General features: G+C 35.7%; 19 protein-coding genes and 1 pseudogene. All 20 read right to left on the bottom strand.

The window, feature by feature from the left end; translation table 11 throughout:
• Positions 1–84: 84 nt before the first annotated feature.
• Positions 85–1,020 (bottom strand): nucleotidyl transferase AbiEii/AbiGii toxin family protein, encoded by a 936-nt coding sequence (locus tag ACESTK_RS09500; protein ID WP_187566196.1) that lies wholly within the window; start codon positions 1,018–1,020, stop codon positions 85–87.
• Positions 1,007–1,699: a hypothetical protein gene (locus ACESTK_RS09495; protein WP_187566195.1), complete on the bottom strand. Its 693-nt coding sequence runs from the start codon at positions 1,697–1,699 to the stop codon at positions 1,007–1,009. Before ACESTK_RS09495 ends, ACESTK_RS09500 begins: the two co-directional genes overlap by 14 nt.
• Positions 1,700–1,913: 214 nt before the next feature.
• A complete protein-coding gene (glmM, locus tag ACESTK_RS09490; protein ID WP_187566194.1) occupies positions 1,914–3,302 on the bottom strand; it encodes a phosphoglucosamine mutase in 1,389 nt (462 codons plus the stop codon).
• Between the two features lie 81 nt (positions 3,303–3,383).
• Positions 3,384–3,712: pseudogene (locus ACESTK_RS09485) on the bottom strand (SIS domain-containing protein); the annotation flags it as partial.
• On the bottom strand, positions 3,712–5,580 hold the full coding sequence (gene glmS, locus ACESTK_RS09480) for a glutamine--fructose-6-phosphate transaminase (isomerizing) (RefSeq protein WP_373119615.1): 1,869 nt from the start codon (positions 5,578–5,580) through the stop codon (positions 3,712–3,714). The pseudogene ACESTK_RS09485 and the gene glmS, both read right to left, overlap by 1 nt.
• Positions 5,581–5,641: 61 nt before the next feature.
• Positions 5,642–6,880: a nucleotide sugar dehydrogenase gene (locus ACESTK_RS09475; RefSeq protein WP_005428651.1), complete on the bottom strand. Its 1,239-nt coding sequence runs from the start codon at positions 6,878–6,880 to the stop codon at positions 5,642–5,644.
• 14 nt (positions 6,881–6,894) lie between these two features.
• Positions 6,895–7,758 carry an esterase-like activity of phytase family protein gene (locus ACESTK_RS09470; RefSeq protein WP_243000655.1) on the bottom strand — a complete coding sequence of 288 codons (864 nt, stop codon included), beginning with the start codon at positions 7,756–7,758 and terminating at the stop codon, positions 6,895–6,897.
• Positions 7,755–9,215 carry a lipopolysaccharide biosynthesis protein gene (locus ACESTK_RS09465; RefSeq protein WP_005428649.1) on the bottom strand — a complete coding sequence of 487 codons (1,461 nt, stop codon included), beginning with the start codon at positions 9,213–9,215 and terminating at the stop codon, positions 7,755–7,757. The genes ACESTK_RS09470 and ACESTK_RS09465 overlap by 4 nt, the downstream gene beginning before the upstream one ends.
• Before the next feature lie 2 nt (positions 9,216–9,217).
• Positions 9,218–10,399, bottom strand: a complete 1,182-nt coding sequence (locus tag ACESTK_RS09460; RefSeq protein ID WP_009246053.1) for a hypothetical protein — start codon at positions 10,397–10,399, stop codon at positions 9,218–9,220.
• A gap of 8 nt (positions 10,400–10,407) precedes the next feature.
• The gene (locus ACESTK_RS09455; protein WP_005428647.1) at positions 10,408–11,517 is read right to left on the bottom strand and encodes a radical SAM protein; all 1,110 of its coding nucleotides are present in this window, start codon (positions 11,515–11,517) and stop codon (positions 10,408–10,410) included.
• A 2-nt stretch (positions 11,518–11,519) separates the two neighbouring features.
• On the bottom strand, positions 11,520–12,569 hold the full coding sequence (locus ACESTK_RS09450) for a polysaccharide pyruvyl transferase family protein (protein WP_373119613.1): 1,050 nt from the start codon (positions 12,567–12,569) through the stop codon (positions 11,520–11,522).
• Positions 12,544–13,323, bottom strand: a complete 780-nt coding sequence (locus tag ACESTK_RS09445) for a glycosyltransferase family 2 protein (RefSeq protein ID WP_005428645.1) — start codon at positions 13,321–13,323, stop codon at positions 12,544–12,546. The genes ACESTK_RS09450 and ACESTK_RS09445 overlap by 26 nt, the downstream gene beginning before the upstream one ends.
• A gap of 10 nt (positions 13,324–13,333) precedes the next feature.
• Positions 13,334–14,086: a glycosyltransferase family 2 protein gene (locus tag ACESTK_RS09440; RefSeq protein ID WP_005428644.1), complete on the bottom strand. Its 753-nt coding sequence runs from the start codon at positions 14,084–14,086 to the stop codon at positions 13,334–13,336.
• A gap of 9 nt (positions 14,087–14,095) precedes the next feature.
• Positions 14,096–14,779, bottom strand: a complete 684-nt coding sequence (locus ACESTK_RS09435) for a sugar transferase (RefSeq protein WP_005428643.1) — start codon at positions 14,777–14,779, stop codon at positions 14,096–14,098.
• 27 nt (positions 14,780–14,806) lie between these two features.
• Positions 14,807–16,009 (bottom strand): DegT/DnrJ/EryC1/StrS family aminotransferase, encoded by a 1,203-nt coding sequence (locus tag ACESTK_RS09430; RefSeq protein ID WP_373119610.1) that lies wholly within the window; start codon positions 16,007–16,009, stop codon positions 14,807–14,809.
• A 34-nt stretch (positions 16,010–16,043) separates the two neighbouring features.
• The gene (locus tag ACESTK_RS09425) at positions 16,044–16,307 is read right to left on the bottom strand and encodes a hypothetical protein (protein ID WP_373119608.1); all 264 of its coding nucleotides are present in this window, start codon (positions 16,305–16,307) and stop codon (positions 16,044–16,046) included.
• A 45-nt stretch (positions 16,308–16,352) separates the two neighbouring features.
• A complete protein-coding gene (locus ACESTK_RS09420) occupies positions 16,353–18,308 on the bottom strand; it encodes a nucleoside-diphosphate sugar epimerase/dehydratase (protein ID WP_117638712.1) in 1,956 nt (651 codons plus the stop codon).
• A 364-nt stretch (positions 18,309–18,672) separates the two neighbouring features.
• Positions 18,673–19,137 carry a sugar transferase gene (locus ACESTK_RS09415; protein ID WP_373119606.1) on the bottom strand — a complete coding sequence of 155 codons (465 nt, stop codon included), beginning with the start codon at positions 19,135–19,137 and terminating at the stop codon, positions 18,673–18,675.
• A gap of 16 nt (positions 19,138–19,153) precedes the next feature.
• Positions 19,154–20,362: a DegT/DnrJ/EryC1/StrS aminotransferase family protein gene (locus ACESTK_RS09410; RefSeq protein ID WP_195991072.1), complete on the bottom strand. Its 1,209-nt coding sequence runs from the start codon at positions 20,360–20,362 to the stop codon at positions 19,154–19,156.
• A 45-nt stretch (positions 20,363–20,407) separates the two neighbouring features.
• Positions 20,408–22,477 (bottom strand): nucleoside-diphosphate sugar epimerase/dehydratase, encoded by a 2,070-nt coding sequence (locus ACESTK_RS09405; protein WP_270432483.1) that lies wholly within the window; start codon positions 22,475–22,477, stop codon positions 20,408–20,410.
• Positions 22,478–22,515: the final 38 nt, after the last annotated feature.

Here is a 22,515-nt window from a genome sequence, read left to right as displayed (position 1 = left end):
TCCTCTTTTTCCATATTATAAAAATATATCAAGATATTTTCTCCAAACAATATGTTTCTTCTTCCTTCAAAAAACTTTTTTATTTCATTCATCAATCGCAGCAAATATCCTGTTAATCTCCTCGAATGTATTTACTGCATCTTCAAAATTCTGTTTCTGATCAGTATACAGCAAATCCTCATGCAAAGTTTCATAACGTCTTTGTATTGATTCATTAAAGTATTCTTTCCATGAGTTAAAATCATATTTCCCAGTAGGATCATATTCTTCGGAAATATTTCTTTTCTGCAGATAGTAACTATCTGTATCCTTTGTTTTTCTTAAAAGGGATTTTAGCTCTTCCGATGCTTTTAAAAATTCCTGAATATCCTCGCGCTGAAAAAGTCTGGTAACATCATAAATATGACGTACTTTATTTCCTAATGTTCCACATATTGCATGTCTTTTAACTGACATCACCTTATCAAGAAATGTACGTTCAATAGCCAACACATTTATTACCACTTCTTTTAATTCATATTCAGCTATAACATCTTCCATTTCCTGTTTTTCCAGGTATTCTTGAATATATGTCTTCAATACTCTTTTAGAATATGGATCTGGTCTAACACTAGAGCCAATTTCCAATTTCACTTTAATATTATCATTATTACCAAAGAAAACATAAGAGCTTTTATTCCTATCGTTTCGCTCTTCTGGGATAATTTCCACTTTATAAGTGTTTGTCATTATCTTCTCTATCTTCTTTAAACTTTTATCATACTGCTTTTTAGACAAACCAGAAGCCAAAAATGTCAAATCTATATCTTCTGAAAACCGTTCGATTGAGCCTGGATAGCATTTACTAAGTGAAGTTCCACCTTTGAACACACAACAGTCTGCAAACTCACTCTTCTCAAGTTTTTGAAGCATACTCACAATGTAATAATCTCTTCTAACAGCGTCTTCTGGAATGCCAATGTATCCAGCTGTTATACTACAAAGATCTCGAAAATCCTCTTCATTCTCATGCAGTCTCATATATTTCCTCCATGGTTGGAATTGCATAAACAGACATTGATGATAAAAATTGTTTTAATGAGTTATTAACATTTAGATACTCCAAAAAGGATTCCAAAAAAGCAATTGTTGCCTTTTTATATTTCATATGCTCCAGGACATAGACCGCAGCTTTATCAGAATAAGACTGTGCAAACTTCTCCATATAAGTAATCAGCGCTTTTTTGTTTACATCTTCTATCTTAGAATAATTTTGAAGAATCTCCAGAGTTTCAATTACTGCTACGCGCTCTTCATTCAGATCACAAGAGATATTTTTTACAACCACATTCTGAATTGTTTTCCTTTGCCCTGGCACATGATTTGAAAAAACTTCCGTCTGCTTACTTATTTGTGTAGTAAGTCCTTTCTCATTATACAGTTTATAGCCTACAACCAATCCCTTCTGATTCCCAATGTAATGAGTAACAATATCCTGCTCTCTGATCGGAACAATTCCAAATCTGGATTTCTTCGGCTTATAATATAACCCTTTAGTCAAATGGACAAGTGAACCACTTTGGCAGAAGCGTTCAAGTGTTTTATAAAATGCTGCTTCTGTCATGTCATCTGCCAAGAAAGTATATATACGGCTTGCTTCAATTACAGTATTCTCTTTAATATTGCAAAGAAACAATTCTATCCGCTCTCTACTATTCATCACTCCTGCTCCTTCTAATTATTTTATTTAAATAATAAACAGACATAGATCGAATGTCAAGTAGATTTTGCTTTTACTCGACATTCAGATGCTGCAAACTTATAACAATTTAATCTCTAAATATTCTATACGAAATTATTATATTATAACTTATCTTATACACACCACCACCGCCCGGCACACGCCGGGCGGCAGCATCCACGGCATCCAGCCCTTATCCGGCCACATACCCATTTTCTTTAATTACATTCACAACCATATCCACATACTTCTGGCAGATTTCTTCGCTCTCCGCTTCCACCATTACACGCACAACCGGTTCCGTTCCGGATTCACGTACCAGGATCCTGCCAGTATCGCCCAGTTCCTCTGTAACCTTCTTCACCGCAGCCTGCACATCTGCATCATCCTGCGCAGCCTTCTTATCGGTCACTCTCACGTTTGTGAGCACCTGTGGATAAACGGTAAATCCTTCTGCCAGTTCGCTGAGCTTTTTCTTTCTCGCCATCATAACTTCCATAATCTTCAGACTGGTAAGAATTCCATCCCCTGTGCTGGCGTATTTGCTGAAAATAATATGCCCGCTCTGCTCACCGCCGATGCGGCAGCCGTTTTTCATCATGTACTCATATACATATTTGTCTCCAACGGCTGTTTTCGCGTAGTCAATTCCAAGCTCATCAAAGGCCTTGTACAAACCGAAGTTGGACATGACGGTGGTAACAACTGTATTGGTCAGAAGCTTGCCGCGCTCTTTCATGTATTTTCCGTAGATGTACAGAATGTGGTCACCTGTGATCACATTGCCCTTTTCATCCACACAAAGACAACGGTCCGCATCCCCATCATAGGCAAAACCCACGTCCATTCCATTCTCCACCACATATTTCTGCAGTCCCCCGATATGGGTAGAACCAGCATTGTTGTTGATGTTAGTGCCATCCGGCTGGGCATTGATCACGTAGGTTTTGGCGCCGAGAGCGTCAAAAACAGCCTTGGCAATGTTCCAGGAGCTTCCGTTGGCACAGTCCAGCGCCACCTTCACGCCGCGGAAGGAATAGACACCCAGAGAGATCAGATAACCTATGTAACGGTTTCTTCCGGAAACATAGTCTACTGTACAGCCGATTTTTTCCTTCTTTGCAAAAGGAATCTCCTCCCATTTCTGCCCGAAGACTTCCAGATTTCCATCCAGATAGGCTTCCACAAGAGAAATGGTCTCCTCGTCCATCTTCTCCCCGTTTCCGTTGATCAGCTTGATTCCATTGTCGAAATATGGATTATGGCTTGCGGAGATCATAATACCGCAGTCAAATTCATCCACTCTTGCCACATAAGCCACAGAAGGTGTGGTCGTGACATGGAGAAGATATGCATCTGCACCGGAAGCCACCAGTCCGCCAACCAGTGTATACTCGAACATATAGCTGGAACGGCGGGTATCCTTTCCTATTATGATACGTGCCGGAGTGTCATCACCGTTCTGACGTTTCAGTTCTCCGTAATACCAGCCGAGAAAACGGCCTACTTTATATGCATGATCTGCTGTCAGGTTTTCATTTGCCTCTCCACGGAAGCCATCTGTACCAAAATATTTTCCCATTTTTATAACCTCATCCTGTTGTTTTTCCCCCGAAAAACATCTGCCGTTTCTGCTCACCGCACTCATAAGACTGCTGCAAATTTACTCTACTGTAACGCTCTTTGCAAGATTTCTCGGCTTATCCACGTCAAGTCCCTTTGCCACGCTTACGTAATATCCCATAAGCTGTAACGGAATCACCGCAAGGCTTGTGGCAAAGCACTCCTCTGTCTTTGGAACATAAACGGTAAAGGAAGCAGTATCTTCAATATTATAATTTCCATAGGTAGTCAGCCCCATGAGATAAGCTCCGCGGCTTTTGCACTCTACCATATTGGAAATGGTTTTTTCATAAAGCTCAGACTGGGTGAGCACACCGATCACAAGAGTGCCGTGTCCTCAATGAGACTAATAGTGCCATGCTTCAGCGTTATTCTACAGTAACACTTTTTGCCAGATTTCTAGGCTTGTCTACATCTAACCCTTTAGCCACGCTGACATAATATCCCATTAACTGCAACGGAACAACTGCCAAACTTCCCACAAAGTGTTCATCTATCTTCGGAACGTAAACTGCAAAATTTACCTGATCTTCAATCTCATATTTTCCATATGTTGTCAATCCCATCAAATACGCACCACGACTCTTGCACTCCAACATATTACTGATGGTTTTCTCGTAAAGATCACTCTGTGTCAATACACCAATTACTAATGTTCCTGGCTCGATCAAACTGATCGTACCATGCTTTAATTCCCCGGCTGCATATGCTTCAGAATGAATGTAAGAAATTTCTTTCAGCTTTAAACTGCCTTCCAGAGAAATTGCATAATCAATTCCTCTGCCCACAAAAAACACATCATGAGCATTCGCATATTTCGCAGCAAACCATTGAAGTCTTTCTTTATCCTGCAAGATTTTCTGAATCTTATCCGGAATCGTCAATAACTCAGTAATGTAATTGCCATACTGCTCTTCTGTAATGGTGTTTCTAACTTTGGCAAATTGAACAGCAAGACAATATATTGCTACAAGCTGGGCACTATAAGCCTTTGTCGTTGCTACTGATATTTCCGGGCCAGCAAGCGTATAGAACACTTTATCTGCCTCACGAGCAATACTGCTGCCAACCACATTTACGATTGCCAAAGTTGTTATACCTTTTTCCTTTGCCAAACGCAAAGCTGCTAAAGTATCCGCTGTTTCTCCTGACTGGCTGATGACAATAACCAACGAATTTTTATTTGTTGACATTTTCCTGTATCTAAATTCAGATGCAAGCTCCACTCTTACCGGAACATCCACTAAATCCTCAATCACATACTGCGCTGCCATTCCAACATGCCAAGCTGAACCACATGCAACAATATACATCTGTTCAAACTTCTGAATTTCTTCTTCTGTAATCTCAACTGATGTTAAATCAATACAATTATTTTTTATAACAGAACCCAAAGTATCCTGAACTGCTTTCGGCTGTTCATGGATTTCTTTCATCATAAAGTGTTCAAATCCTGCTTTTTCTGCTGCCTCGGCATCCCACTTAATTTCTGTTGTCTGCTTTTCAATCTCATCCCCATCAAGGTTAAAGAAATGAGCTTCTCCAGGTGTCAATCTGGCAAACTCCAGATTACCAATATAATAAACATTTCTGGTGTATTTCAGAATAGCCGGAACATCAGAAGCTACATAGGTTTCGCCGTCTGTTACTCCAATAATCATTGGACTGTCTTTTCTTGCTACCCAAATTTCTCCCGGATAATCTTTGAACATAAGTTCCAGAGCATAGGAACCACGCACACGAACCATCGTTTTGGCAATCGCATCAATCGGTCCGAGATTATACTTCTTATAATAGTAGTCCACCAGTTTGATTACTACCTCTGTATCAGTCTGACTGTAAAAAGTATAACCATGCTTTAATAATTTTTCTTTAAGTTCCGTATAATTTTCGATAATGCCATTATGTACTCCAACCACTTCTGATTCTACTTCTCCAGAACCTGATCTTGTACAATTTCCAGATACATGCGGATGTGCATTAATCTGACTTGGCTCGCCATGTGTTGCCCAACGTGTATGACCGATTCCGCATGTTCCTAACAATGCTTTTCCTTCATCTGTTTTTTCAACCAGATTGCTTAATCTTCCCTTGGCTTTAACCACCTGTGCCAGACGCTCCCCATCTCGCACAGCGATCCCAGCCGAATCGTACCCTCGGTACTCTAATTTAGACAGACCGCTTAATAAAATAGGTGCTGCCTGCTGTGTTCCAGTAAAACCAACTATTCCACACATAAAAACTGTATTCTCCTTTATTTGAGAATATCTTTATTAATATTCTCCCCTTATTACATTTTTAATCTCTTTTAAAAATATCCCTTGTATATACTTTATCCTGTACATCATCCAAACAACTATCGTATCTATTTGCGATAATTGCCTGGCTCTGTTCTTTAAATTTGTCCAGATCATTCACAACCTTGCTTCCAAAGAAAGTACTTCCATCCTCCAATGTTGGTTCATAAATAATCACAGATGCCCCTTTAGCTTTGATTCTCTTCATAACTCCCTGTATAGAGGACTGGCGGAAATTATCTGAATTTGATTTCATAGTAAGGCGATATACACCAATTACAACCTCTTTTTCCATAGAGGCATCGTATGTATTCTCATCTCCATAAGCGTAATATCCTGCTTTCTGTAAAACACGATCTGCTATGAAATCTTTCCTTGTTCTATTAGACTCAACGATTGCAGACATCATATTCTGAGGAACATCTGCATAATTTGCCAGAAGCTGTTTTGTGTCTTTCGGTAAGCAATATCCACCATATCCAAATGACGGATTGTTATAATGAGAGCCGATTCTAGGATCAAGGCACACACCATTAATAATCTGTTGTGTGTTCAATCCTTTCATTTCTGCATAAGTATCAAGCTCATTAAAATATGAAACTCTGAGAGCCAAATATGTATTAGCAAATAATTTCACTGCTTCTGCTTCTGTAAATCCCATTATCAAGGTATCAATATTTTCTTTAATTGCACCCTCCTGTAACAATCCAGCAAACGTATTCGCAGCTTTTACAAGTCTAGCATTTTCAACATCTGTTCCCACAATAATTCTGGATGGGTACAGATTATCATATAATGCTTTTGACTCTCGTAAAAATTCCGGACTGAAGATAATATTATCACAGTGAAATTTCTCTCTAATGCTTGCAGTATACCCTACCGGAATTGTAGACTTAATTACCATAATTGCATCTGGATTATATTCAATAACCAGTTTAATCACAGCTTCTACTGCTGACGTATCAAAGAAATTTTTCTTGCTGTCATAGTTTGTAGGTGCAGCAATAACTACAAAATCCGCATCTTTATATGCAGATTCAGCATCTAATGTAGCCGTCAGATTTAACTCTTTTTCCTTTAAATATTTTTCAATATACTCATCCTGAATCGGGCTAATCCTTTTATTAATCTTCTCTACCTTTTCCGGAACAATATCTACTGCCATTACCTCATGATTTTGAGATAATAATGTGGCAATAGAAAGTCCTACATATCCTGTTCCTGCTACTGCTATTTTCATTATATTCCCCCCATTTACTGATAATTTTCTTTGGTTTGCATCTTATTTAAAAAATACATATTAACTTGATTGATTGGCGTTTCAGCGTCATGATAATAACCATCATTTAGCACATACAATACATCATCAACAATCGTAATCCCTTCAATTGCATATGAATCTTTCAATACATATAATGGTTTAACTTTACTTGTTTTTAAGTCAACTGTATAAATATAGCTATCTCCATGATAGTCTGCACCTGCTGAAAAATATATCAAATCATTTTTTTCGTCTAAAAACAATTGATCTTGTCCTTTTATATGTATTTTAATTGATTTTTGTACTACGCCATCATATGAACAATTATATAAATAATTATTCGTCAAAATCCAAAGCGTGTTACTCTTACTATCATTTGCAATGCCAGATGGTTCTTTTATATCAAAATTTCCTAATTCATTTCCTTTTTCGTCTATATGGCGAACTTTGTTTTCTCCATAAGAACATAACCAGATAGTTCCATCTGTTGACTTAGTAACTCCTTGTATATCTCTCATATTCTCAAATTTTAAATAACAAGGTATATCTCCTTTAATAGCCGAAAAATCCTTTTCAACTATTTCGATAGAAGCCTGGAAAGTTTTATCATTAGGCTTATATTTACCTGCATTCCCTATAAAAAAACACTCTTCTTCTTTATCCCAATAAAGCCCTGTACACGTAAATCCTACATTAGCTTTTTCTTTGTCCGGCAACTTTAATATTTTATTTGCATATATTTTGTCACATTTCTCTTGTTCAATTTTTACTCTAATGCGTGGTAAAATTATATATCCTACTGTAAAAAATATTATGAGAAAAAATAACATAAAAATTAATCGTTTTTTCTTCTTCATACTTTCTTTCCTTTTCTCAGTTCTGGTATCCATTTTTTCCTTGTTGCAACCAACAATACAAACATCATTAAAGCCAACAAATATCTAGCAACTGCATTTTTATATACAGCAACCATAGACAATGCCACAATACTCGTACCTATAAGTATTGTCATTTGCAATTTTGTATTAAAATAATTTTTCATTTGTATCTCATTATCAATACATTCTTTTCTTGCTAATACAAAATATAAAATCATGACTATTAAATAGCTTACTAATGACGTATATCCACCAGCAACATATCCAAAAATCGGAATAAAAATAGCATTTAAAATTATATTACACACTGCTGCAAATACTGACGCAAACAAAATAAATTTCGTCTTTTTATAGTAGAACAAGATATTTACATATTGTTGATATATATACATAACAATAACACTAATTGCTAATGGTGGCATAACCCATATTGCCTTTAAATATTTTTTCCCTCCTAAAATCAAAATTATTTCTGGAGCCATCACAATTTCCGCAATAGCGCAAAAAGCAACTATAATTGTCCCGACTGTTATCAATTTACTTTTATCTTTCGACGAATCCTTTAACTTTAATTCCTTAAACAGCCATGCCTGTAAAGATAAATTCAACGCACCACTTATAACAAAGATGACCATAGCTGCACTATATGATACACTATATAAAGCAGCATCTTCATAACCATCAATTTTTTGTATCATTAAACGATCCGAATGATTTAATAATATCATCGATAAGTAATATGGCATCAATGGCAAATTATATTTCAATGCATCTATTGCATAGTCTTTTTTCCATAGTGTGGATGTACCTTTATAATTTGATATAAAAAACGGAATTGCAACCCCTAACTGGATTACTGTCCTTGTAGCTATAACATAAAATATAGGATTATCTAAATTAAGAAAAACAGTTAATGCACCAACGATAGGTCCGATAAGACCATATACAATTATTGCAAATAACATTTTCTTATATTGGTTATCAACTCTTTGTCTTGATGACCACAATCCGAAACTGATAGTTCCTATAAAAGAACATATCATCAGTATACTTAACGGAGTACTTATTCCAGTAATATAATTAATACCCTTGTGAAACATTAAATACATTAATGTCCAAATCACAATCAATACAATACTCAATGATTGCATAGTTGCTGTATATATTGTCCTGTTTTCATCGTCCCTTACCAATCCTGCAACATAACCATTGCTGTATATTCTCAATGTTATAATAATCTCAAATATTTCTAGCCAGGACATAAATATACTATATATTCCATATTCCTCAGTAGCTAAGTAATGCGTCAGTATAATCATTACCAACCAAGGCGCAATTTTTTGTATTATATTTCCCACTGCATACCAAGACGCAGCTTTCATTTCTACTGACATATCTCTATATTTTTTTATGATTTTTTTAAGAAAAAGTTTCATATCTAACTCACTTCTATTGACTGATAAATCTTACTATTTCCAAAAAAGAAAATAGCAATAAAAATAGTTGATAAATAATGAATCCATATACTCGATCCTGTCATTCCGATGCCTATATAACATAGCAACATAAAATACATAAATTTTTTACACTTTAAAGGTGCAATATACTTTATCGTTCTTGCACGAATCAATGTAATTCCAAGAATAATGATAGTTCCCCATATTCCGAAAAATGTCAAGAATTGCAAAACGACATTATGTGCATAATAATATTCACCCGAAGTAATATATAGCGGAATTCCAAATCCTCCTGGCAAACCGACTCTACCTCTTATATACTCTACACATGCCGTATAAATATAATCTCTGTTGGTCAAGTATATCTCATTGCTTTTTATTTGATTTATCAACAAAGTAACACTTCGAGATTGCATTCCATATTGTGCTAGTTTTTGGCTTACCCAATATAAAATATCTATTAAATTGTTTAGCAAAATATATGCCGATACTACCAGTCCTACAATAATTATTAGTTTCTTCCATAACTTTATTTTACCTGAATATACATATGCAAATAAAATCATGCACGCTGATATTACTGCAGACATACGTCCACCCAAAACAGCAGTCACAAGAATATTAATGGCAACATTAATATATAACCATTTTCTTTTTTCAATTCCCTGAAGTACCATGTAAGAACCAATAAATACATTTGGTACACATATACTTGTAAATATTGAATAATGCACTAGCCCTTGTTTAAGTAAGACAACTGCAACTAATACCAACGGTAAATTTAATTTAGAAAATTTCCACCATTTTTCAACAAATATTCTTAAATCAAATATATTATTTGAAACACACAAACATGGAACTGCTATGCCAACCAACGCTTGTATACCTTCTATAAATACATAATACCGATAAGGCACTACTATATAATTAATGATTATCGCAGAACAAAAAACAAACAAAAATGTAAGCACACGTTTATTCATGCTCATTGTCGTTCCTATTGCTATTATCGCAAGCATCATATAAATTATATATTCATATAACGATGAAATTTTAAAAGTGTTTTCTAAAATATTCGCAAAGTATGGAACATAAATATATATCACCAATATAATTGCAAGTATTGTACTTTTCTGTTTTATATTTCTTTGTCCATTACTCATATCGCACCTTATTTCTTGCGTTTTCTTATAACTTTATTATATATTTCTTTCCAGTCATATAATGCCGTTTTGAAAAATATAAACGGATACTTTCTTTCATAACTATTCTTTTTCTTTTCATCCCATACTTCATTGTTATCAGCTAATTTTTGTGAAAATGCATCTTTAACTTCTTTCGATAACCATTCTCTACCATCTTCACATACTCTGTTACGAATGTCAGCGTATGTTGGTGTTTCTAATTCTGGAACTACTCCCAAGGTTAAAAATGCATGACCATTATAACAATATGGCTGTCTGCAATGTTTTCCCACTGGATTAAAGATTATTGGTTGTTCAGGATTTTTAAATATATTTTGATTACTAAGCTGTCCATAACATGGCTTAGCAGCCCCAGTTCCCAAATCAACGTACAAAGTCCAAGCTCCCGCATAACAAAAATCATCTATTTTTTTCTGAAAAATATCCAATTTGAAATCAAACATTGTAGAATCAAATTTTCTCCAAACAGACTCATACTCTTTTCTTGACATAGATGTCAAAAGATCTTTTTTCTCAGTCAAATCATTTCGTCCTACTGTAATTTGACATGCTGCTCCTAGTTCTGATTTACAAAGATTTATAATTTCATCAATATCATCAATCAATCCATCATAAGGCATTAACTCAACAGTAAACGAACATCCCTTTTCCCACATCTTTTTCACATTTGAAAAGTATCTATCTATCCATCCTTTTTTCTTTAACTCTGCATAGTGGAAAGAGAATTTGAACTCCAAATGCTCTAACAAATTTCTTGGGAACTCAGCAATTTCATCAAATCGACTTGTCAATGTTCCATTTGTTACAACCTCTAAAAAATGTCCTTGTAATAATAATTGGTAAATATATTGCGGCATTTCTTTCGGAATAAGAGTTTCTCCTCCTCCCGTTAGATTTATAATACAAGGGCCTCCTAACCTCTCTTTTGAAAGACATTTGCCAACATGCTCTGGAGTATATAAAAATTTAGCTGCTCCTTTTTCATTTTCTTTCAATGCTGAAATATAACAATATTCACATTTAAGATTACAATTCTTAATTGGTACATTGATAACTAACAATCTTTTAATTTCCATATTTAATCCTTTCGTATTACCTCTGCCATTTTTTCAAAATAGTTTAGCAATTTTTCTCTATCATATTTTTTATGTTCCCATATAGTTGTTCTCTTTAATTTTTCAAGCACTTCACTTAGCGAATTAGCTTTTACAATCATATTTGTATCATCAAGCCAATCTGCCACTCCAAAAACTTTACCAGTTTTATTATTTAAAACAATGCATGGAGTCCCATTTAATACAGAAAACAGCATTGCATGTAAACGGTCTGTTATAGTAATTTCCGCATTTGCAAAAGTTTCCCACGACTTTTGCAACTCGCCTATTCGCTTTCTTAAAACAACTGGCGATTTTATAACAGTACTAACCTTTCTAATATTATAGTTTTGTTTTATTTTTTCATAAAAATCATCAATATTTTCTTGCTCAGATTCGCAATCCTCTCGAATGCATACATTTATCACTTTCTCATGTCCAGTACATTTTCCCTTTGTTATTATATTTTTCCCATACAAAACCATATCTGGCACTAAATATACATCTGAGTTTCCTGTAAATTCAAATTTTTGTTTTATAAAATTGTAAGACTTCCTTTCTCTTACAAATATATGTAAATTACTATGTTTTTTTAATATTTCATTTGTTATTCTGTATTCCTTCTCTCCCAGTTCGTCTGAAGTATAATATACTGTTTGTGGAAGAATAATAATCTTATTATTTGGGTAGTTCTGCACAATCTCACGTATAACACATTCATTATGTATCCATAAATTTCCCATCCATCCACCACCCGAAATTACAACTAAATCTTCAGGTGTTACTGTATTTTTTATTATTTTTTTTTGTGTATGATACATAGGCATCAATATTTCAAAATATTCATAATCCGGGAAAAAATCTTCAAAAAAATATTGTTCTTGGATTGCGATTGCATGATCCCCCAAATTACCATGCATAGGTGTTCCAAACAAAAAAATCTTTTTATTTTTATTTGATTTTAATTTTTTTATTGCCGAACGCCATCCAGGATAAGCTACTGACAGTTTAATTTGTTCTTTTAAAATATTCATTATATCCCTCAAAAAAGTATTTAAAATTATTTTCTTTTTTTAACATCAAATCTCTAAGTAAAACTAATACACAAATAAATATATTAAAATTCTTTCCATAAATTGCCCCTTTAGCAATAATTTGTTTGTTGCTACTACCATTTTCTTTCTTTTTATGATAAACCGTTACCTCTGGTATATAAAAGATTGCATTTTTTTCATAATTACTTAAAAGGAAATCCACTTCTTCTCCACATACAAATTCGCTTCCCAAACCTAAACGTTCATCAAATTTTTTATTCATCACTAAATCTTTCTTAAATGCAACTTCAATAGACGATTTTGACATGAGCTGTAATTTGTTTCTTACATACTCTTCGTCGGAAGTATAATTTTTATATGGAATATTTTTTTCCGGATCAAAAATCTGTGATAATACAATTTTAGCACATTGTCTTTTTTTAAATGCATTTACAACAATTTCAAATGCATTTGCAGGATACCAACAATCATCATCAGATAATACTACTATCTCGCCTGATGCCTGCTCTAATCCTCTATTTCTAGCTCGTGATAATCCTTTTACACTCATTTCAATTTGCTTTATATCCAAATTACTATATTTATAAATTATATCTTTTACAATTTCATGATTATCCTGCGTTACAAATATAATTTCAAAGTCTTTATATGACTGTTTTTCCAGTGTTTCTAATAATCGTCTAATTTCCTTTTCTCTTGTTCCTAACGTAGGAACTAATACTGATATTTTCATATTTATTTCCTTACTTAATTTTTAGCAATTTAATCACACACCAATATGCTATATGAAAAACACTTCTGGCTATGCTTAGATGTTCTATATCTCTATATAAAATCCAATGATATTTAATTACCTTAAATTTATTACTTGAAATAGAATTTTGTCTTATGCGGTATTTCATAAGTACCGATCTCATACCATAAATATATTTTTCTTTTTTTAACATTTGAAGCCACAAAGCATCATCGTTTCGTTTTCTAATATTAGGGACTTCAAATTTCCCCATCTTTTCTACGTTGTACATAACCGTAGAATTTCCTACCGGGCAATCTAAAAGCACTCGATTATAATCAGCCTTTGGTACTGTCTTTATAATTTTATTTAACACTTTCCCATTTTCATCAATTTGTTCATACGCTGTACAAGAAAATGCGACATCATGCTTTTTCATAAATGCTAATTGCTTTTTCAATTTTTCTTCTGGCCAAATATCATCCGAATCCAAAAAAGCCATATATTCCCCATTTGCCAACTCCATTGCTTTTGTTCTTGCAACGGCAGCTCCAGAGTTATTTTCTAAGCAAAAATATTTTATTCTACTATCTTCTTTTATATATTTATCGACAATTTCTTTTGTATTGTCTGTCGAGCAATCATCAACAATGATCATTTCCCATTGCTGATAAGTTTGTGCCTGAACAGATTCAATTGTTTCCCCTATAAACTTCGCACAATTGTATGTTGGCGTAATAACTGATACTAATCCTTTTTCCATATACACTCCCTACCTAATCACTGCAAAAACTGTTTTTATCATTGTTCCTATATCATGTATAAAACTAAATTTCCTAATACTTTCAAGATTGTATTTCATCTTCTCCGGAAGAACCTTTTCTACATATACTTTGTCCACATCATCAGCTTTATCCAATAACTCTGCTTCATCTTTATATTTTATACTTGCCTCAGATGTAACTCCCGCCGGTAATAACAACGTAGCATACATTTCCGGTGTATACTTCTTTACATAATGCGTACTTTCCGGTCTGGTTCCTACAAGCGTCATATCGCCTAAAATAATATTTATTAACTGCGGCAATTCATCCAAACGATATTTACGAAGTTTTTCGCCTACCCTCGTAACTCTACTGTCATTGGATACGGTAACCTGGGTGCCGATTTTATCTGCATTAGCAACCATTGTTCGGAATTTAAATATCTTGAATTTTCTTCCGTATTGTGTAACACGCTCCTGACGATAAAACACTCCTCCATTAGAATCTCTTACAATCATAATTGAGATAGCAATTAATACAGGAGAAAATGTTACGAGCATAACAGATGCAGCAAATACATCAAATCCTCTTTTTAAAGCCAAACTAATTTTTTTCTTTTTTAAACTGTCATAATATGGACGAACTTCCTCCGTCTGCATAAATTTTGGTAATTTCTCCCATTCTCGTAACATCTGTATCTCCTATTTCTTCTATCACATTTAAATATATTCTTTCACGATTCTACTAAACTGCTTGATCACATAATCCACTTCTTCATCTGTAAGTTTTGTATGAAGCGGTAAAGTAATCTCATTTTCAAATCTTTTATATGCATTAGGATAATCTTTAATATCAAATCCCATATTTTTGTATGCAGTCATCATTGGCAACGGCTTATAATGCACATTGCAGGCAACACCTGCTTCTGCCATCTTCACGATAATCTCATGCCTCTGCTCCAACGTAATTCCCGGAACTCTTGTTATATACAAATGCCCAGATGACTGGTGGTTTTCCGTATAGTGATTTAATACCTCTATTCCGATTGGCTTAAATGCTGCATCATATTTTCCTATGATTTCTTTTCGACGTTCAAGCAAGCCTTTATATCTCTTCATCTGTGCCAGTCCGATTCCAGCTACAACATCCGTCATATTACATTTAAACCAAGGTCCAATGATGTCATACTCCCATGCCCCAAGCTGCGTTTTCGCAAGTGCATCTTTTGACTGACCATGAAGTGATAACAACTGGTACTGATGATAAATTTCTTCGTTATCAATTCCATCAATATCTTTCCAAACAGCAGCACCCCCTTCTGCAGTTGTAAAATTCTTAACTGCATGGAAGCTGAAATTAGAAAAATCTGCAATGCTACCAACTGGTTTCTCTTTCCAGGTTGCACCAAAAGCATGTGCTGCATCTGCCATAACAATCACTCTGCCGATGCTTTTCTGTATTTTATTTGCCGGATGGAATAAGTCTTTCTTACGTTCTACAATAGATAAAATCCTATCATAATCACATGGCACTCCACCGAGATCTACTGGAATAATTACTTTTGTTTTTTCAGTAATCGCATTTTCCAACTGCTCATAATCCATTTCAAGACAATCTCTCTGAGTATCAATTAAAATAAGTTTTGCCCCTACATGGCATACTACAGACGCACTTGCAGTATATGTATACGCACATGTAATGACTTCATCGCCCTCTTTGATTCCTAATAAACGCAAGGTCATTTCTGCACATGCTGTCTGTGAATTAAGACAAACAGCACGATTTACTCCACATAAATCTGCAACCTCTCGCTCTAATTCTTTTGTCTTAGGCCCAGTTGTAATCCATCCGGATCTTAATGCTTCTGAAACATGTTCAATTTCTTTTTCTGTTATATCTGGCGGTGAAAATGGAATCCTCATAATATCGTTTCCTCCTTTTATCTGACTGATTATTTTAGAAAAAGCCTGGCTCAACACCCGTTCTTCCTACCTCTTCTTTTACCCAATCTGAATTCAGATCATTTTTGACTATTTCATTCTTTTTAAAATAAAGAACAATTTTGCTATCCCTTGCCTCAATAGCACTAACAATCATTTCAGCATCCAATAGATTCTCTGGAATTGCATCAATATTTACATATTCCTGTTCGCCCTCTTCTGTTGCCAAAATAATAGAACCTTTGATTTTGTCTAATATTGATTTTGTTTCGTAATGCATATGCGTCCTTCCCGTATTTTTATAAAAATACAATCTTGTTATATTTTATATAGCTACTGCTTCTTCCCTTTCAGGCTCACTCTTTTTTTGATGTACAACAAATTCAGCAGCTCGATTAACTTCTTCCGGCTTTTTAAATGTTGGTACAGCTTTTCTTAATACTTCTCTTGCCTGTGAGTCATCTCCTGTTTCACAAACTTCTCTAAGCATATTCAGACGAGTATTAATTTCTTCCGGACTTAATGCTGAATCACGCTCAATAAATATCATGCTGTTACTTGTTTTATCTAATTCTTCTGTTTTAACCAACAATTCTTCATATAACTTTTCTCCCGGTCTTAATCCTGTTTCCACAATTTCAATTCCCTGTACACCAGACAATCGAATCATATTCTCTGCCAAATCCATTATTTTTACAGGCTGTCCCATATCCAATACAAAAAGCTCTCCATTATTTGCCATAGCTCCACTTTGAAGTACAAGCTGTGATGCTTCTGGGATAGTCATAAAATATCGGATAATTCGCTTATCTGTAACTGTAACCGGTCCTCCATTAGCTATCTGACGTTTAAATAACGGAATAACTGACCCCGCACTACCTAATACATTTCCAAAACGTGTCGCACTGTACTTCACTTTTCCATGCGTACTTGCACTCTGTACAATCATTTCGCACATTCTCTTGGTAGCACCCATAACATTCGTAGGATTAACCGCTTTGTCCGTTGATACCATCATGAAACGTTCGGCTTCATATTTTTCACAAAGTTCTACCAGATTCTGTGTTCCAAATACATTGTTATAGATGGCTTCGATACAGTTATGTTCCATTAAAGGCACATGCTTATGTGCTGCTGCATTAATTACAATCTGTGGATGATACTTAGCAAATACATGTTCCAGTGCTTTCTTGTGTGTAATAGAACAAATTTCAATCTGAAGATTTAAAGTATTTCCATATGCAATTTTTAATTCCTGCTGAACATCGTATGCACCATTTTCATAAATATCCAAAATAACAATCTGTTTCGGTTGCATCTTTGCCAACTGACGACACAGCTCCGATCCAATGGAACCGCCACCACCAGTAATCAAAACAACTTTTCCTTTGTAATATTCATTTGTATGCTCATCAGATACCACCAATGGCTTTCTGAACAGTAATTCCTCAATATCAAATTCTCTTAAATGTCGCTTTCCTCCTGCCGCATAAACAGTCGGATAATCATAAACTTTTAATTTATATCCAGCATTTTTATAGTATTCATATAATGTTTTCTTCTTTTCTGCGTCCATTGACGGTATGGCAAATACAATTTCCTGTACTTCGTACTCATTCAATTTTCTAAATGTTGCTTCATCTTCTGACCATACCGGTAATCCTTGAATTTCACGACCTACTTTATTTTCATTAATATCAATAAAACATCTCGGAATGTATGCCGCTTCATCACTATTCAGAAGATCTTCCGCAAAGCTTACTCCTACACGTCCAGCTCCAATTATTGCTATTTTGATTTTCTGGACTTCTTTATCATTTCCTTTCTTTACTCTGCCGAATATATATAATAAGGAAGCTAAAAATCTTCCCTGATTAGTTTCCTTATTACTACATTTATATGCATATCTGTACATCATCCTTAATGCCAATGCACCTAAGAGATTTATACTGCTCAAACACAGCATTCTCGCAAATGTAATTTTTTCAACTGGAAGAATCAGTTCTAAGATCAAATAGACAAAAAATGCTATTGCATCTGTATATAGCAATCGAATATAACACTGGATACCGCCATATCTCCAAATCTGTCCATATACATTTCCAATCAATCTAATTGAAAATACACATAACAGTGCAAGAACCATCTGCTGCATCATGCCTGAAATGGAAAGTTTATCATTTCCACCATAAAGTCCTAAAAGTAACACCGCTGATAATTCATACACAAGCAAATCGTATACAACCAACATCCATCGAACATTACGCTTCTTATATTTCATTTGTATTTCTCCATCCGCAGGTTTTAATCTTACTTTTCCTGCATTTTCTTTTTTTGTTAAAAACTTAAATTTTCATCGTTCAATGAAGATCATTGTTCTTACTTGTTTCTCATATTCATTCTTACAATCTTTCCTTTTCATATAGTCCATTACCCCCCCCCAACAATTTTGGAGTCCTTAACACGACAACTAGCCTGTGAATGTTCTATTTAAAGATCATTCGCAGGCTAGGTCAAACCTCCTTATCATAATTTTTCAGCTTATAGTGTGGGTCAAAATAAGCATCCAAGAAACCATTCATTTATTCCGTTCCCCTTGCTTAACCGACACAACCATGCAGAAAAATTATCATAACCAGATTCGACTAAGCCAGCGAAACCCCTGTAAAATCAAGGTTTTTCTTGGTTGTTCCTATTATACCGCTATCTCCACTTAGTACATCAAAAACCTGGGGCAACTCATCTAACCGATAATCCCGAATTTTTGCTCCCACTTTGGTGATTCTTGAATCACCACCTACTGTTACAGCAGATCCAATCTTATCGGCATTATTGACCATAGTACGAAATTTATGTATTCTAAACCTTTTACCATATCTGGTTACACGCTCCTGACGATAAAAAGCAGGTCCTTTAGAGTCCATTTTTATCATCACAGCAATAATCAGCATAGGTATAGCCAGGAGAATCAACAGGATAACCCCCACTACAATATCAAAAATCCGTTTCAGAACCAGACTTCCTTTCTTTCGTGATAAAATATCATAGTATACCTTTACCTCATCACATTTCATAAATTCAGGAAGGTCATCCCATTTTTTCAAAATCATTAATTACTTCTCCTAATTATTTTCCAATATAGTTCTTTACAATTTCACAATAATTTTCAATTACATATTCCACTTCTTCGTCAGTCAATTTAGTGTGAAGTGGCAGTGTAATTTCATTTTCAAATCTCTTATAAGCATTTGGATAATCTTTAATATCAAACCCAAGATTCTTGTATGCAGTCATCATTGGCAATGGCTTATAATGTACATTACATGCAATTCCTTTTTCCGCCATTTTTACAATAATCTCATGTCTCTGTTCCAGAGTAATCCCTGGAATTCTTGTAATATAAAGATGACCTGATGACTGATGTTCATCTGCATAGTGATTCAGGACTTCAATTCCTAATGGCTTAAATGCATCATCATATCTTCCAATTATTTCTTTTCTTCTGGCAAGTAAGCCTTTATAACGTTTCATCTGTGCAAGACCAATTCCTGCAACAACATCTGTCATATTGCATTTATACCATGGACCAACAATATCATATTCCCATGCACCAAGCTGAGTTTTAGCAAGAGCGTCTTTTGACTGTCCGTGAAGGGAAAGCAATTGATATTTATGATATAATTCTTCATTATCAATTCCCTCAATATCTTTCCATGTAGCAGCTCCACCTTCTGCAGTTGTAAAATTTTTCACTGCATGAAAACTAAAGTTACTAAAATCAGCAATACTTCCAACCTTTTTGCCATGCCACTCTGCTCCAAACGCATGAGCTGCATCAGTCATTACAATAATTCTTCCTATTGCTTTTTGAATATCGTTTGACGGATGGAACAGATGTTTCTTACTTTCAACTATAGAAAAGATTCTGTCATAATCGCATGGTACACCACCAAGATCAATAGGAATAATTACCTTAGTTTTTTCTGTAATTGCATCTGCAAGTTTCTCATAGTCCATTTCAAGAGAATCTTTTTGTGTATCGATTAATACAAGTTTTGCACCTACATGGCATACTACAGATGCACTTGCTGTATAGGTATAAGCGCAGGTAATTACTTCATCACCTTCTCCTACTCCTAAAACTCTCAGTGTCATTTCCGCACAAGCTGTCTGTGAATTCAAACATACTGCTCTGTTAACGCCACAAAAATCCGCAACTTCACGCTCTAATTCTTTTGTTTTCGGTCCGGTAGTAATCCAACCGGAACGAAGTGCTTCTGCAACCTGTTCAACCTCTGCATCTGTAATATCTGGTGGTGAAAATGGTATTTTCATTGTTCTCTGCCTCTCTTAAAATTTAATAATATATGTTCAAATGAATTAATGATTATTTTCAGTTGCTTTATTGAATAATTTCTTATATGTCTCCCCATGCAGTTTCAAATCATCCTTCGCCGCATGATAAGTCGGCACAATTTCTTCCACATAGCTTCTAATATCTGGATCATTTCCATATGCCACAACAGCCAGATTCTCAAGCTGATGTAAGAACTCATCCGTATCAAACGGAATCGGCTTCCCAATATGGATCAGATCATTATCCGTCTTCGTCAGCCCTTCCTCTGCCATCAGCTTCTCTTCATAAAGCTTCTCTCCAGGTCTAAGTCCTGTGTATTCCACTTTAATATCCACATCCGGTGTCAGTCCTGACATCTTGATCAGGTTTCTCGCCAGCGTATCAATCTTCACCGGAGCTCCCATATCCAGCACAAAGATTTCTCCGCCTTTTGCATAGGTTCCAGCCTGGAGCACTAGACTTACCGCCTCCGGAATGGTCATAAAGTAACGGATAATATCCGGATGGGTAACGGTCACCGGACCACCTTTGGCAATCTGTTTCTTAAACAGCGGAATAACAGATCCATTACTTCCCAGCACATTTCCGAAACGCACTGCCACAAATTCAGTCCTGTATTTTCTCTCACCATTTGCTCCTGGATTTTCACAAGTCGCTGCCACCTGAGCAAGTGCTTCCTCACTGTCCTCATAATGACTTCCCAGTAACGGAAGCAGATCTTCTCTTCCGGTTCTGCTGATCTTATCCATGGTCTGAATAACCATCTCACAGAGACGCTTGCTGGCTCCCATAATGTTGGTTGGATTTACAGCTTTGTCCGTACTGATCAGTACGAAACGCTGGCAGCCGTTTTTCAAAGCTGCATGGGCAGTTTTATAGGTTCCCATTACATTGTTCTTAATAGCTTCGCAGGGGCTTGTCTCCATAAGGGGTACATGCTTATGGGCTGCTGCATGGTAAACAATGTCTGGTTTATAGGTTTCAAATACATCATTGATCTTGCGAGTATCACGCACAGAACCGATCAGTACCACCAGATCCAGATGTGGATATTTGGAGCGAAGCTCCTGTTCAATGTCGTAGGCATTGTTCTCATAGACATCGAAGATCACCAGTCGTTTCGGCACGTGGGCTGCGATCTGACGGCAAAGTTCACTTCCGATGGAGCCGCCGCCACCAGTTACCAGAATGGTTTTTCCACTGATGTAGCGGAAAATCTCGTCCATATTTACCTTAATAGGATCTCTTCCAAGAAGGTCTTCCACCGCCACGTCTTTCATTTTGCTGAGAGACACTTCTCCGGTGACAAACTGATACACACCTGGAAGAATCTTCATTTCACATTTGGTTTCCTTGCAGATGTTCAGGATATCTCTTCGCTCTGCCGCACTTGCGCTTGGAATTGCCAGAAGAATCTGGTCGATTTTATATTTCTTTGCACTTGCGAGAATGTCATCACGACCGCCTACAATGGGCACACTCTCCATATAACGTCCCCATTTATTCGGGTTATCGTCAATAATACAACAAACCTTTCCCTTTGGCTCTTTGGCACGTTCCACGTCGCGGAGAATGATCTGTCCTGCCTGGCCGGCACCGATCAACATAATGTGATGCAGCGGACCTTCTTCTTCCTTCTGTTTCCGTGTTCTTTCCAGAAGAATAAATCGATATGAAAAACGGATTCCTGTAATCAGGCAAAATTGAATAATGGTTCCGAAGAGATAATAGGACATTGGCATTCTCTGAATGACAAATGTAATTCCAATTATCTGGAACAGGAATGTAATTACAGTAGATAAGCAAATTCTTAACAGCTCACTGTAGCTTGCGAAGCGCCATACGCTGTTATAGAGGCGCAATGCCCAAAAGACAAAAACAGAGAATACTGTATACCATGGTGCAAATTTCAGATAGGCAGACAAATATTCTCCGGGTATTGCGGAGTATGTACAATCAAAGCGGAACCACAGTCCGAGAAAGTATGCGGCGTTTACGGCGATCACATCATAAATCATCAGGTAAAGTGCGATTACCTGCCAATGCTCTAACTTTCTTTTTTTGCGTTCGGTTTTTTGTTTTTTCGTTGTCATTTCTTAATCATACGGACGGAGTTACCCCCCCCCCAGTC

This window comes from Ruminococcus sp. Marseille-P328, assembly GCF_964249465.1.
GTDB classification, from domain to species: Bacteria; Bacillota; Clostridia; order Lachnospirales; family Lachnospiraceae; genus Blautia_A; species Blautia_A faecis.
The sequence above is the reverse complement of the archived record's forward strand: the minus strand, read 5'-3'. Positions and strand labels throughout refer to the sequence as shown.

What these genes read in the sequence shown, in the direction of transcription:
- ACESTK_RS09500 (WP_187566196.1), bottom strand. Translation starts at nt 1,020, where the DNA reads ATGAGACTGCATGAGAATGAAGAGGATTTTCGAGATCTTTGTAGTATA.
- ACESTK_RS09495 (WP_187566195.1), bottom strand. Translation starts at nt 1,699, where the DNA reads ATGAATAGTAGAGAGCGGATAGAATTGTTTCTTTGCAATATTAAAGAG.
- glmM (WP_187566194.1), bottom strand. Translation starts at nt 3,302, where the DNA reads ATGGGAAAATATTTTGGTACAGATGGCTTCCGTGGAGAGGCAAATGAA.
- glmS (WP_373119615.1), bottom strand. Translation starts at nt 5,580, where the DNA reads ATGTGTGGAATAGTTGGTTTTACTGGAACACAGCAGGCAGCACCTATT.
- ACESTK_RS09475 (WP_005428651.1), bottom strand. Translation starts at nt 6,880, where the DNA reads ATGAAAATAGCAGTAGCAGGAACAGGATATGTAGGACTTTCTATTGCC.
- ACESTK_RS09470 (WP_243000655.1), bottom strand. Translation starts at nt 7,758, where the DNA reads ATGAAGAAGAAAAAACGATTAATTTTTATGTTATTTTTTCTCATAATA.
- ACESTK_RS09465 (WP_005428649.1), bottom strand. Translation starts at nt 9,215, where the DNA reads ATGAAACTTTTTCTTAAAAAAATCATAAAAAAATATAGAGATATGTCA.
- ACESTK_RS09460 (WP_009246053.1), bottom strand. Translation starts at nt 10,399, where the DNA reads ATGAGTAATGGACAAAGAAATATAAAACAGAAAAGTACAATACTTGCA.
- ACESTK_RS09455 (WP_005428647.1), bottom strand. Translation starts at nt 11,517, where the DNA reads ATGGAAATTAAAAGATTGTTAGTTATCAATGTACCAATTAAGAATTGT.
- ACESTK_RS09450 (WP_373119613.1), bottom strand. Translation starts at nt 12,569, where the DNA reads ATGAATATTTTAAAAGAACAAATTAAACTGTCAGTAGCTTATCCTGGA.
- ACESTK_RS09445 (WP_005428645.1), bottom strand. Translation starts at nt 13,323, where the DNA reads ATGAAAATATCAGTATTAGTTCCTACGTTAGGAACAAGAGAAAAGGAA.
- ACESTK_RS09440 (WP_005428644.1), bottom strand. Translation starts at nt 14,086, where the DNA reads ATGGAAAAAGGATTAGTATCAGTTATTACGCCAACATACAATTGTGCG.
- ACESTK_RS09435 (WP_005428643.1), bottom strand. Translation starts at nt 14,779, where the DNA reads ATGTTACGAGAATGGGAGAAATTACCAAAATTTATGCAGACGGAGGAA.
- ACESTK_RS09430 (WP_373119610.1), bottom strand. Translation starts at nt 16,009, where the DNA reads ATGAGGATTCCATTTTCACCGCCAGATATAACAGAAAAAGAAATTGAA.
- ACESTK_RS09425 (WP_373119608.1), bottom strand. Translation starts at nt 16,307, where the DNA reads ATGCATTACGAAACAAAATCAATATTAGACAAAATCAAAGGTTCTATT.
- ACESTK_RS09420 (WP_117638712.1), bottom strand. Translation starts at nt 18,308, where the DNA reads ATGAAATATAAGAAGCGTAATGTTCGATGGATGTTGGTTGTATACGAT.
- ACESTK_RS09415 (WP_373119606.1), bottom strand. Translation starts at nt 19,137, where the DNA reads ATGATTTTGAAAAAATGGGATGACCTTCCTGAATTTATGAAATGTGAT.
- ACESTK_RS09410 (WP_195991072.1), bottom strand. Translation starts at nt 20,362, where the DNA reads ATGAAAATACCATTTTCACCACCAGATATTACAGATGCAGAGGTTGAA.
- ACESTK_RS09405 (WP_270432483.1), bottom strand. Translation starts at nt 22,477, where the DNA reads ATGACAACGAAAAAACAAAAAACCGAACGCAAAAAAAGAAAGTTAGAG.